Annotated in this window: 16 protein-coding genes; 8 read left to right on the top strand and 8 right to left on the bottom strand. The window is 70.6% G+C overall.

Annotation, left to right across the window (positions count from 1 at the left end):
- Window positions 1-473 precede the first annotated feature (473 nt).
- The 3 genes from HD597_RS63640 to HD597_RS63630 form a co-directional block, all read right to left on the bottom strand.
- Entirely contained in the window at window positions 474-1199 is a 726-nt protein-coding gene (locus HD597_RS63640) for a hypothetical protein (protein ID WP_253760262.1), read from the bottom strand.
- Between the two features lie 125 nt (window positions 1200-1324).
- Window positions 1325-2593: a helix-turn-helix domain-containing protein gene (locus tag HD597_RS63635; RefSeq protein WP_253760259.1), complete on the bottom strand. Its 1269-nt coding sequence runs from the start codon at window positions 2591-2593 to the stop codon at window positions 1325-1327.
- A 237-nt stretch (window positions 2594-2830) separates the two neighbouring features.
- On the bottom strand, window positions 2831-3100 hold the full coding sequence (locus tag HD597_RS63630; RefSeq protein ID WP_253760256.1) for a helix-turn-helix transcriptional regulator: 270 nt from the start codon (window positions 3098-3100) through the stop codon (window positions 2831-2833).
- A 189-nt stretch (window positions 3101-3289) separates the two neighbouring features.
- Between HD597_RS63630 and HD597_RS63625 the strand changes: the two genes are divergently transcribed.
- The 4 genes from HD597_RS63625 to HD597_RS63610 all read left to right on the top strand — a co-directional run bounded on the left by HD597_RS63625 (window position 3290) and on the right by HD597_RS63610 (window position 5154).
- Window positions 3290-3700, top strand: a complete 411-nt coding sequence (locus tag HD597_RS63625; protein WP_253760253.1) for a DUF6313 family protein — start codon at window positions 3290-3292, stop codon at window positions 3698-3700.
- Entirely contained in the window at window positions 3697-3948 is a 252-nt protein-coding gene (locus HD597_RS63620) for a DUF6313 family protein (RefSeq protein WP_253760250.1), read from the top strand. Before HD597_RS63625 ends, HD597_RS63620 begins: the two co-directional genes overlap by 4 nt.
- Window positions 3949-4253: 305 nt before the next feature.
- On the top strand, window positions 4254-4412 hold the full coding sequence (locus tag HD597_RS63615; protein WP_425572313.1) for an excisionase family DNA-binding protein: 159 nt from the start codon (window positions 4254-4256) through the stop codon (window positions 4410-4412).
- Window positions 4413-4806: 394 nt separating this feature from the next.
- Window positions 4807-5154 carry a hypothetical protein gene (locus HD597_RS63610; protein ID WP_253760248.1) on the top strand — a complete coding sequence of 116 codons (348 nt, stop codon included), beginning with the start codon at window positions 4807-4809 and terminating at the stop codon, window positions 5152-5154.
- Window positions 5155-5349: 195 nt separating this feature from the next.
- Here HD597_RS63610 and HD597_RS63605 read toward each other — a convergent pair whose 3' ends face one another.
- The 3 genes from HD597_RS63605 to HD597_RS63595 are packed head-to-tail and all read right to left on the bottom strand — an operon-like array spanning window position 5350 to window position 7607.
- Window positions 5350-5520, bottom strand: coding sequence for a hypothetical protein (locus HD597_RS63605; protein WP_253760246.1), 171 nt, complete (start codon window positions 5518-5520; stop codon window positions 5350-5352).
- A gap of 39 nt (window positions 5521-5559) precedes the next feature.
- Window positions 5560-6837, bottom strand: coding sequence for a recombinase family protein (locus tag HD597_RS63600; protein WP_253760244.1), 1278 nt, complete (start codon window positions 6835-6837; stop codon window positions 5560-5562).
- A gap of 20 nt (window positions 6838-6857) precedes the next feature.
- Window positions 6858-7607 carry a hypothetical protein gene (locus HD597_RS63595; protein WP_253760240.1) on the bottom strand — a complete coding sequence of 250 codons (750 nt, stop codon included), beginning with the start codon at window positions 7605-7607 and terminating at the stop codon, window positions 6858-6860.
- Between the two features lie 257 nt (window positions 7608-7864).
- Between HD597_RS63595 and HD597_RS63590 the strand changes: the two genes are divergently transcribed.
- Window positions 7865-8236 carry a hypothetical protein gene (locus tag HD597_RS63590; protein ID WP_253760237.1) on the top strand — a complete coding sequence of 124 codons (372 nt, stop codon included), beginning with the start codon at window positions 7865-7867 and terminating at the stop codon, window positions 8234-8236.
- Window positions 8237-8260: 24 nt separating this feature from the next.
- Here HD597_RS63590 and HD597_RS63585 read toward each other — a convergent pair whose 3' ends face one another.
- Window positions 8261-9118 (bottom strand): hypothetical protein, encoded by an 858-nt coding sequence (locus HD597_RS63585; RefSeq protein WP_253760234.1) that lies wholly within the window; start codon window positions 9116-9118, stop codon window positions 8261-8263.
- On the bottom strand, window positions 9118-9336 hold the full coding sequence (locus tag HD597_RS63580; protein WP_253760232.1) for a hypothetical protein: 219 nt from the start codon (window positions 9334-9336) through the stop codon (window positions 9118-9120). The genes HD597_RS63585 and HD597_RS63580 overlap by 1 nt, the downstream gene beginning before the upstream one ends.
- A gap of 124 nt (window positions 9337-9460) precedes the next feature.
- Here HD597_RS63580 and HD597_RS63575 point away from each other — a divergent pair, with 124 nt between their 5' ends.
- The 3 genes from HD597_RS63575 to HD597_RS63565 form a co-directional block, all read left to right on the top strand.
- Window positions 9461-10390 carry a tyrosine-type recombinase/integrase gene (locus HD597_RS63575; protein WP_253760230.1) on the top strand — a complete coding sequence of 310 codons (930 nt, stop codon included), beginning with the start codon at window positions 9461-9463 and terminating at the stop codon, window positions 10388-10390.
- A 49-nt stretch (window positions 10391-10439) separates the two neighbouring features.
- Entirely contained in the window at window positions 10440-10913 is a 474-nt protein-coding gene (locus HD597_RS63570; protein WP_253760228.1) for a hypothetical protein, read from the top strand.
- Window positions 10910-11289: hypothetical protein (locus tag HD597_RS63565; RefSeq protein WP_253760226.1), on the top strand; the 380-nt coding region annotated here is incomplete at its 3' end. The genes HD597_RS63570 and HD597_RS63565, both read left to right, overlap by 4 nt.

The raw sequence follows: 11289 nt of genomic DNA, 5'->3' as shown, positions 1-11289 counted from the left end.
GGTTCATGGTGGGGGTTGGGGTATGAGGGCATGCTTGGGATCTCGGTTGTCGCTCGGTGTGCCGGCCTCGGTCTGCCGCGCCGTACGACCCCTCCGCTCGGGGTTCGGCCAGACGCCCGTGCAGGGCCGTCCCACGAGCAAGCCCGCCCGCCCTGCAGGGGGGCGGGCGGGCTTGCTCGTGTCACTCCAGGGTGGCGAGGATCGTTCTCGCCAGGTCGGCCAGGGCCGCCGCTAATCGCGCCAGGACAGTCCAGTCGGGTCGTGGTCGTTCCCGCCTGCGCGGTGGTCGTCGTCTCATCGTCGCCTTCTCACGGTGGGTGGTTTCGGAGTTCCAGGGTGAGCGGCGGCGTTACGAGGTCGGTCACAGGATCATGAGGAGGCCGGGCATATGCGAGGGAAGGCGCGTGTGGATGCGCGCCGGACGGCGGGGCACCGAAGACGTTCCAGCCGCCGGGCTGAATGGAGCTGAAGCCCTAACGTGGGTCTCGGATGAACGCCAGGAAGGCGCTCGCGTGGTCGGTCGTCATCGGCTGCCACGCTCCGGCGGCCGTCATCATGCCGTGGATGCTGCCGTTGACAAGGCCGCCGTCGGCCAGCGGCGCGAAGAACCGCTCGATGATCGCCTGCCCTTGCGCGCCGAGATCCGGCAGCGCCGCCGAGATCAGCTGGACGCGGTTGGAGGACAGGCTGAACGTCGGGCGCGTCAGCTCGGGATGCCGATCGAACCAGCCCGGCGGGTCGTTCAGGAGCGCCAGCAGCCGCATGTGGGTCGGGGTCAGCCGGTCGATGAGGTCGAAGAACAGCTGTTGGATGTCCAGGTCCGGGGCGCCCGGCATGGCGGAGTTGAGGACCGCGTTGCGCAGCACCTCGATCTTGTCTTGCTGGGAGGTGCGGAACACGGTCTGGGTCGCCGTCATCACCGCGTCGACGAACGCGTCGTTGTCCACCAGCGCGTCGGGGTCGAACCCGTCCAGGCTCCGGCTCAGTTCCTCGACCGCCTCGGCGAGCTCGGTGAGCCAGCGCTCGCGCCGTTGGTTGAGCTTGTGGTTGAGGCCTGCCATCAGCAGCACCGTGATGGTGCTGCCCACCGCCGGCACGAGGTTGACGATCGCTTCGATGGCGGTCTGGGTAAGCTCGCGCCCCTTGCTGTGTGCGGGGGGATTCGTCTCCATGGGCCCCAGCATGTCGAGTCCGGACAACCGCAGCACGCTGCCGGCAGGGCGTGTCGCCCGGCGCCGGTGAGCGTGTTCGAGCGCGACGTGGGAGACCCGGGTGCGCCGTCCCACAAGGTCGGCGCACCCGGGTCCTGGGCGCTCGCGGGCCGCTACGTCGGAGTGCGCGCCGGATGCGTCCAGCCCATCTGCTCGCGCAGCCGGGCGAGCGTCTCATCGACCGGCAGCACGTCGCCGACGACGTCGTCGGAGTCGCCGGGGTCGCGCGGCGGCCGGAAGGTGAGACGCTCGCGAGCCGGCGGCGGCAGCGGCGTGGACCGCACCCGCGCGTGCCAGCGCGCCCAGCTGTCGGGCGTCCAGGCAGCGAGATAGCGCTGCCAGTCGGTGATGGTCTTGCCCTGCCCGATGAGATCGACCATCGCCTCGGCGTCGGCCTGTGAGCACGGGTAGAGGCCGCGCAGGATCTGCGCGGCCTGGGCACGATGCGGCGAAACGGGCTCGGCGAGGCCGCCGGCCACGCCGTCACCGACGCCGTCGCTGATGTCGTCGGCCGCCGTGACCCCGGTATGGGCCGCAGCGTGCTGGTCTTCGAGTTCGCCTTCGCGTTCGTCGGTCGCGGCGCGCGGCCGGGGGACTTCCGGCTCAGCCTCCGGCGGCGGGGCGGGCGCGCTCACTGACTGATGACTCTGTTGACGACACTCCTTATTCACTTGTGGCCAATGGTTGGACGGTGCTGTCCAACCATTGGCCAGGTCGCTGTTCAACGGTTGAACAGCGACCTGGCCAATGGTTGAACAGGTCGCCGCCTCGCCGGTGGTGTTCAACGGTTGGACACCACCGGCGTCGTCCTGCCCGTCGTCCTGCCCGTCGTCCGGGTGCTCGCCGGGTGCCGGTTCGGCGGCTTCGTCCCGGCCGGCCGAAGCGTCGGCGGGCCGGTGAAGCTTGCACGGTCCGCTGCCGGGCGTCGCGGTGCCCCAGCCGGCACGGCGGATGCACAGCTGCCCGGTCTTGGTCGGCGCCGCGCACCGCTCCGGGCCGTCGATGGGCGTCAGGCAGTCGCTCGGCGGCCAGGTCAGCCAGCGTTCCTTTCCGCGGCCGCCGGGACGGGGCCGCTGGGCGATCCACCCCTCATCGGCCAGCTCCTGCAGCACCGTGTTGACGGTGGTGCGCGACAGGTTGAGGTCGGCGGCCAGCTGACCCTCGGTGTGCCAGTCCTTCTTGGGCACCCCGGCGGGCTTGAACGCGACCGACAGGAAGACGCGCTGGGCGACGGACACGTGCGAGGCGTCCCAGCCGGCCCGCTGGTACAGCAGCGTGATCCAGCGCAACGCCGGCGACAGCGCCTGCTGCTTGGCGCTGAGGTGGTCACGTCCCCAGCCGGGCATCGGCGTGTCCTCGACGCAGCCGGGCAACTCGCCCATCAGGCCGCCTCCCCGGCGGGCCGTGCGCGGCGGCGATTGCGGGCATGACGGCATGAACCAGGCTGGCCTTCAGCCATTTTGCTAAGATCCCTTTCAGGGTGTTGGCGCTGCTGGGCGTGCAGAGAGAAGTTGCAGCAGCGTGACGATCAGGTCCCCTCATGCGGGCCCCGCCCTTGACGCGATGGCCGCCCCCTTGCCCGGGGCGGCCTTCTGCGTTCGCGGGCCCGCGCGGGTGCATCAGGCCAAGGCGACATCACCGCCCAGGCCGGCCCTCGCCGTACGGTCGCGGGGAACGCGCTTGGCCCCGTCCAGCAGCCAGGCCCGCACCTCCGAGCGGCTGTAGCGGATCGTGCGTGCGTTGATGACGTACTTCGTCGGCCCGATCCCCTTGCGGTCCCAGTGCCACAGGGTGGCCCGGGCACGCACGCCGACCAGTTGCATCAGTTCCTTCGGCGGCATGGTGGCGTCCTCGGGGAGGTCGGCGGCGGGTATGACCATGGCGGGCATCGGACGAAAGTTCACATCCTTCGCATGCGTTCAATGATTCATCGTCAGCCCCACCAGCATACCCGAAGATGATCACCGAAATATGGTCGCGACCTGCGCAAAGACGCGCACTATAGAACGTATGTCTGATTGCGTCCACAGCCCGCTTTCACCTCTTGAATCGAGTGCGGGAACGTCTACCGTCAAGGCATGACACCGGCTGGGTCGGAGCCGCCGCGGGCTTCGCTGGCGGCGCGGTGCCGCAGATACGTGCGCTCCCTGGCGGCGCTCAGCAAGACCCAGTACTGGCTGCTCACCCGTGCCCTGTGGGTGGTGCTGGCGTGTCTGGCGGTCTTCGTCGTCGATGGGATGCTGATCGGCTGGTCGACGGCGTACGAGGTGCTCATCGGCATCACCTCGCCGACGGACGCGGGCTCGGCTCCGGTGACGTGGCTGGTGTCCCTGGTGGGCTGGCTGGCGATCCCGGCGTTCGTCGGCGGCACCGTGGGCTATCTGGCCACCCGGCAGATCGAGGCGCGCCGCCGGCGCTCGCGGGCGGAGGTCATCGCCGAGCTGCGGCAGCGGGCCCGGGCCAACCGGCGGCCGGGGAGCCGGCGATGAGGTCCCTGGCCCAGCTGCACAAGCAGGACGAGGAGTGGGAGCGGTTCGTCGAGACATTCGTGACCAAGGTCCATCGGGGTCGCTGGGCGAAGGCGGAAGACTGCTGGGAGCGGACCGTGGTGGAGTTCCTCAACACCAGCGAGATGGAGGGGCGCTCGCCGTGGCTGGCCACCGACCTGGCCCAGCGTGATGCCCAGGCCATCCTGTGGGCTGCGGCCAAGTGGGGGTCATGTACGAGGTGTCACTGACCTTCCCGGCGGGGGTGGGACATCTGGCCGCCGGCCGCTACGTTGGCTGTATGGCGAGCACGAGCTCGGTGACGGCGCAGCAAGTCGCGGAACGACTGCTTCGGCGTGCGGCTCCGCCGTCAGTGAGCGCCGACGACATCGCCTCGACCGCAGCCGCCCTGCTCGACCTGGCCCGCGCCGGCGACATCACCGAGGAACAGATCGACCGGGTGATCGCCGGGCACATCGCCAGGCCCCGGTCTTCGGCGGGGGAGCGGCCGCTGTCGGAGGTGAACTTCCTGACGGTGCTCGAGGTGGCCACGCTCATGCAGGTCTCCAAGATGACGGTCTACCGCCTGGTCCACAGCGGGGAGCTGCCCGCCATCCGCGTGGGTCGCAGCTTCCGCGTTCCCGAACAGGCCGTGTACGACTACATGCGCGAACTGCACGATCACCACCCCGGCCAGGGAGCGCCCCGCGGCTGACCAGCCGCGCTCCGATCATCACCCTGCAGACGTGGTGGAAGCAGACCCTGGCAGGGGGCGGTAAAGCGCCTCCCGGGCCGGGGTCCGGGTTGTCCACCCGTCCGGCTGCTACCTGCTACCGACCTGTTCAGGACGTGGTTCAGGGTGCTAGCGGGGGTGCTTCCGGAAGCAGGAGGGGTTGCTTCCGGAAGCAGGGGGCGAACGCGTGAACAGCAACCCTCACTCCTCGCGCGCGTACGCGTAGAGGGGTCCGGAAAGTCCCGAAACTAACCCCTCTCCCATTGCACCCGAGGCCGGCGACCCGGGCAGACCGGTTTGCCTTCGGGAGCACGGGCGGGCAGGTGAAGATGGGCTCCATACGCCGTCAGCTACGGGGGCCGAAGGGTCGTGGGACATGCCACAGGCGGATCTGCTGCAAATCGAACATGACCTCATCCAGTTTCTGACCACTGCCGGGTTCCAGCCCGCCACCGATGAGACCGGCGGGTTCGTCCTCAACAGGCATGCCGACTCGATCAGCCTGTTCTGGAGCGTGGGTCCCAGGCTCGATGAGATGACCGTCGGTGTGGACGGTGATCACCCGGCGCAACGCTTCTTGCTGGAGGTCGTGAACATCATGGCGATCGCCTTCGCCCAACTCCTGGCGAAAGCCGGTTACGCCGTCACCTTGCAGGTGACCCATGCCGAAGATGGAGACATCACGGTCCGGATCACCTCGGGCCCGAACATGCGCAGCCAGTGAGGGGCGTCGCTGTTCCCCCCAATGACCGTGGAACGCGTTGACCAGGGCTCTCCACGATCTGCAGCGCCGGGGACGTGACAGCGCCTGGGAGCGTGAAAAGTCCCGAACCCGTCTTCCTTTCCAGGGAAGCGCGCACGAAGAGAGCCCCCCGGCCCTTCGCAGTTTCAAGGGGGCCGGGGGGCTCTCGTGGATCAGCTATGAGTTCTTGAGCAGGGGGTACCCGTCGGGCCCGAACCCCTCGGCCTCCAGCCTGCCCACCACGTTCTGCACATCGTCAGAGTCCCCCAGCAGCTCGGCTTCTTCCACCTGCAGGCGGCGCTGGGCGGCGTGCAGTTCGGCCCTGGCCTCGTCCAGTCTGCGTCCCATCGTGGTCGCGTCCTCTCGCGTCGGGATCTTGTACGTGAATCAGTGGCGACTTACTGACGTACGGCCGGGCCCCGTATCGAGGTCCGGGTCGTGCCAGCGCGCGACCGCCAGCGCGGCCGCGGTGCGGGTGCGCCAGTACCCGTCGGCGCTGCTGCGGCCGGGCTCGTCCCCGATCGGCTCGATGGGGATGGGGTCGTGGTGCCGCTTGGCCGGATCGCCGGCGGTGGCCTCCCACGCCTGGTGGTGCCAGCCGGCCTTGGTCACCGTCCCGGCGACGTCGCTGGTGGGGGTGACGACGTTCCAGCGGTGACGGTCGTGGTCGGCTTGGGTCTGCCTCAGCCGCCAGCCGGGCGCGCCGTCGAGTGCCACGTCGGCGTGCACGGTGCGGGCGCGGCGGCGGGCCTCGAAGTCGGCTGCCACGGCGGCCAGCGCCTTGATCCTGGAGGGATAGGCGCCGCGCTTGCCGGCGCCGGTGGCGATCGGGGTGTGCTGGGCGGTGCGGGCGGTCCAGCCGGGACCGGGCCAGGCCGGGGCCACGCTGCCGGCGCGGGTCCCGCGCCGCCACCACAGAACGTCGTCCTCGTCGGTGGCCCAGTCCGGCCCCAGCCGCGATTCGTTGCGCAGGCGTCCCGTCGGCCGGTCGGCTGCTTGCCGCTCTTCGGCTTCCGGTTGATCCTCAGCCGGGGTGATCTCGCTGCCATCGTCGGCGAGTTGCGGGGAGGGCGCCGGCGCGTCGTCCTGGTCGAGCGGCGGCGCGGTTTCCAGCGCGCGATAGAGCGTGCTGCGGCCGACGCCGAGCGCGAGGGCGATGGCGGGGATGGGCTGCCCGCCGGCGTGCCGGGCCCGGGCGTCGGCGAGCTGGTCGTCGGTCAGGGCGCGCGGGCGGCCTCCGAGGCGGCCGTGGGCGCGGGCGACGGCCAGGCCCTCGTGGGTGCGCTCGCTGCGCAGGTCGTGCTCCAGCTCCGCGGCCAGCGCGGCGGTGGCGAACAAGCCCATCTCGGCGCGCGTCCCGCGGGGCTCGTGCACGCCGGCACTCACGCCGGACAGGATCTCCAGGGCGATGCCGCGCGGGGCCAGCTCGGCGGCCAGCAGGGCCAGCAGCGCATGCGCGTCGGCGGCCAGGTGGCTGGGCCGCAGGACGACCAGGATGTCGCCGGCGGTCAGGCGGTCGAGAAGGGCAAGCAGCCGGGGCCGCTCCTGGCGGACGCCGACGGTCTCGGAGACGATCTCGTGGCAGCCGGCCGAGCTCAGGTCCTTGCCGGGGCGGTCGGGGGCGCCCGCCGGGGTGCGGGTGTAGCCGACGCGGTAGCGGTGCATGCCCATCGTCCGCGGCCCGTTCAGGCGATCAGGGACTGGGCGACCTGGTGCCAGTCCAGGCTGTGCAGCTGGTCGTAGGTGAGCGTGTCGTGGAGCTGGTGGACGTGTTCGCGGGCGTCCGCGTGCTCCTGGTGGTCGGGGTACTTCCACGGGTGGTGGACGATGTCGCGCAGTTCGAGCAGGTAGAGCCACTGAGCGTCGGGCTGGTCGGCGGCCAGGGCGCGTTCGGCCACCGTCGTGGCGTACCGGCGGACGTGGGCGACCTCGGGGGCCTGGAGCCAGCCGACGACGTACGCGGTCGGCATCGGATCGGGGGCGGGGTCGGTCCGGTCGACCGGCGTGTCCGCCGTCGCGGCGGGGCTCGGTGCGGGGCTCAGGGGCGTGTCCGCCGTGGCCTGCTGCACGACGGCGGCGATCTGCTGCTGCGTCTCCTCCTGGCCGCGCCGGGCGTGCTCGGCGGCCTGCGTCAGGTCGTGGCCGTACCAGCGGATGTCTTCCTTGGCGCCGGCGACGGCGTCGGCGGCCTTGTCCCAGTGCGCGGAGTGGGCGTCGTCGGCGATTCCCTCGACCACCCGGTCGATGTTCGCGACCGCGTCGTCGATGTTCACCAGGGCGGGGCCGATCTCGCCGAGGATTGCCGCGTAGTCGCCGTCGAAGTCGGCGAAGGCTTCGGTGTCAGGGTTGAGCAGGTCGCGCAGAGTGGCGGTGTCGGCGGCGATCCGGGCCGCCAGGGCCTGGGCCGTGGCGGTTGCCGCGGTGGTCGTGGCCATCAGGTCGTTCCCTTCATCTCGGGGACTCCACACGAGCGTCCCTAAAACGATCCCTGAATTCAAGCGGGAGGGCCCTCCTAGTTTCGGGATCGTTTTCGGGAAGCACTCCGGAGCTGGTCAGACCACATGGACGACGGCTCCGGGTCACAGTGTTGTCGCCACCCGGCCAGGGCCTCGGTCAAGACGCCGGGCGTAGCGTGCGCCGGGCAACCGCGGACAGGGCCCCACAGTCCCACCGCGTCGAGGAGTTGAACGCGATGCTGAAGACTCTGGTGAACATCGCTCTGAACTGGACAGCGCGCGGTGCCGAGCTGCGTCACGTACGCTGCGCTCGCTGCCACGAGGTCCACGCCGAGATGGTAGAAGGCCACTTCCTCAGGATCGCCAGCTTCACCATGCGCAGGGCGGCCGATGGCCAGGTGGTGACCGATGGGGTGCAGACCCCGGAGGAGTGGGTGTGCCCGTGCGGGCGCAGAGCTCCGCTGGAAGTGGGCGAGCTGCTGGTCAACGACACGATGACGCTCTGCCGCCGGCGGCTCTGCCGGAACCGATGGCGCGTCCCGGCAGAGGTGGAGCGGATAACGTGTCCGTGCTGCTGGAGTGACCAGCCGGGCCCGGCCGCGGGGTGACCAAGGTCTGCCACTTGGAGACGATCAGGCCGCGATGGCCTTCTCGACGACCGCGCACGGCCAGGCCGCCATCTGCTCGGCAATGGTGGCCTTGGCGTCCCTGGTGCACTTGGCGCAGGCGATACTGAGGCCGAAGTCGATCAGGGGGAATCGGGCCGGCCAGTGCTCGGCGAACACCTCGTGGAGATCGGGGCGGTCGGGGGCGGTGATGGTCGGCGGGTCGGTCACGAGGGTGACGACACGGGTCTCGGTGGTCGTGGAGCTACGGCCGTTCCAGACCCAGAGGGGGGCCTCGTAGACAGCCGCGCGGCGGGTGGCGCGCTGCTCCACGCGGACTTCGTGCTGCCCGCTGACGTCCTCGATGCCGTTGGCCTCCAGCCAGTCGGCCACCGCCACCACCTCGTCGGCGTCGGCATACAGGGCATGGTACGACGGCAGCGTCCACACGGTCGGGCCGGGCTCGTCATCACCGAGGCGCTCGCGGCGCCGTTCGGCCTCGCGACGCTCATCCTCTGCTTCCCGCTCCGCCTGCCGCCGGGCCTGTTCGGCCTGCTGCTCCGCGCGGGCCATCGCGGCCTGGCGGTCGTGACCGTCGGGATCGGTGACGTACTCACGGACCTGGGCGTGCTCGGCGGCCTCCCGCGTGGGGTGGCCGCACGACAAACCGCGCGGCCCCCACGAGGCCCACGACTCGCCGGGCAGGCCGCCGTCGTTGGATCCCCAGCCGGCGGAGGCCGCCGGGTTGTAGGAGCACCAGTAGGTGCCGCCGATCTCCGCGCCGTCGATAAGGATGAGGAACTCGTCGGGGGCCAGCTTGGCGGTGCCGTGCAGGTCGTCGTAGCCCTCGTAGCGGGGCCGGCGGGTGACGGCGAACGTCCTCACTAGCCCGCCCCTTCCGCGGAGACGACGATCTCGACGCGGGAGCCCTGGCGGCGGACGCCGACGATCCGCAGCTCACGCCCGTAGGCGTCGACGACGGCCATCGGGGACTCGTTGTCGCCGCAACCTTCGAGGGCCATGACGACCCCTTCGACGGTGAGGTCGGCGGGACCCCAGTCGGCCAGGTCCCAGTCGGGCTGGGTGATCCGGATCTTTTCCATCGCACCTCCAACTACTGATACTGCTCAATATCAGAACTTACGCTAGGCGGGAACTTCTGATATCGCAAGAGTGGGGCTAGGATTGGGACCCGAAATCACTTCTGATATCAGCGGGAGGGCGACGGTGGGGCGACGCCAGGAGGTGCCGGCCGCGTTCACCGCGGTGCACGACGACTACACCGCGGCGCTCGAACGCGCGCCCTTGGACGATGACACCCGCCGGGCCTACGCCTCCCGGGTCCGCTCCTTCCTGGCCTGGCTGGACGCCGCCGACCTCGACGGCGCCGATCCGCTGAGCGACGCGCACGGCCGCGACTTCGCCGTACGCGACTACAAGACCCACCTGAAGACGGTGGCCAAACGGAAGGCCAACACCGTCAACGCGCACCTGGCCGCGCTCGACCATTTCTTCACCCACCGCGGCCTGGGCCCGGTCCAGGTCCGCCGCGACACCCCGCCCAAGCTCGCCCCCCAGGCGCTCGACGCCCGCGAGCAGAAGCGCTTCCTGCGCGCGGTGGAGGTCCGTCGGCTGGCCCGCGACCGCGCCATCGGCCGGCTGCTGTTCTACTCCGGGCTGCGCGTCGCCGAGCTCGTCGCCCTGGACGTCGACGACGTGCCGCTCTCCGCGCGCAAGGGCAAGGTCATCGTCCGCAACGGCAAGGGCGAGACCTCCCGCGAGGTGCCCCTGCTGGATGTCACCGTGCGCGAGGCCGTCAAGGAGTGGAAGGCCGAGCGCAGCGAGTGGCCGGGCGCGGGCGGCCCGGCGCTGTTCCTCAACCGCTACCGCGGCGGCCGGCTGTCGGCCCGCGCCGTCGACCAGCTGCTCGACGAGCTCGCGGCCGAGGCTGACCTGGTGGACGAGAGCGGCGCGCCCGCCGCCTCCGCGCACACCCTGCGGCACACGTTCGGCACCAATCTGCTGCGCCAGGGCGTGGACATCGTCGTGGTCGCCGAGCTGTTGGGCCATGCTCGCCTGGACACCACGCGGCGGTACACCCTGCCCACCCACGGCGACCTGGAGGCCGCGGTCGCCAAGCTCCCCACCGACCAGTAGCCCGCGCATACCGGTGGCGCACGCCGAGAGGGCCGATCAGACTCAGAGGATGAGCGCGCCAGGCAGCCAGTACGCCTTCGTGATCCAGACGAAGGACGACCTGGACGGATCATGGTCGTGGATCACGAACTACGGCGACGCCGACAATCCCGTGGTAGGGCGCGGCGTGATCGACGACGCCCCGGGAAGCCCGCAGGACTTCGGCCGGGCGACGTTCGACGCCTACTTGAATCGCCTGGCCGCCGTCTCGCCCGAAGCGGTCGAGTACTTCCTGTTCGAGGACCACGACGACACATGGTGGCGCATCCAGGTCTGGGACGTTCCCGCGACCGGCTACGACCAGCGGAGTACCGTCCCTCCGCCCGGCGACCGCGCCCGCCTGCAGTACCCGCTCGCCATGGCCGCCGACGGGATCGAGCCGCAGGCCACAAGAACCTGGCCAGGCACCGTGGTCCGCAAGCGGCTCCAGGCCAAACAGGCCGCCCAGCAGGCCGCCGACAGGCGGCAGCAAGGCTCCGCGTGACGGAGCGGGAGGAGGAGCGGATCTGGTGCGAGGTGCGCCTGAACGACGTCGCCGGTGTCTTCGGCTCCTACGAACTGTGGAAGGACGGGCCGTGGTACCACCGCGTTGACTGGCAACGCGTCTGCGAGGCGTTCGGCGGCTTCCTGCAGCGCAACGCGATGGACGGTGTCGTCACCGATCTTCCTGCCCAGCTGCGCGATGTCGAGGATCGGCTGGGCCAGCACGAGCGGGAAGGGCTACTCGCCCTCGTTCTCGAGCCCATCACTCGCATCGCCCCAGAGGAGTACGTGGCAGGGCCGCGGCCCTGCTGCCGCTGGCCAGTGCCTCGGGGAGACGCAAACGTACTCGGCGAGGGACGTGACGGGGGTGTGGCCGC

The sequence above is a fragment of the Nonomuraea thailandensis genome, assembly GCF_024172165.1.
Classification (GTDB): Bacteria; Actinomycetota; Actinomycetes; order Streptosporangiales; family Streptosporangiaceae; genus Nonomuraea; species Nonomuraea thailandensis.
Note: the sequence above shows the minus strand (reverse complement) of the source record. Positions and strands in the feature narration are given on the sequence as shown.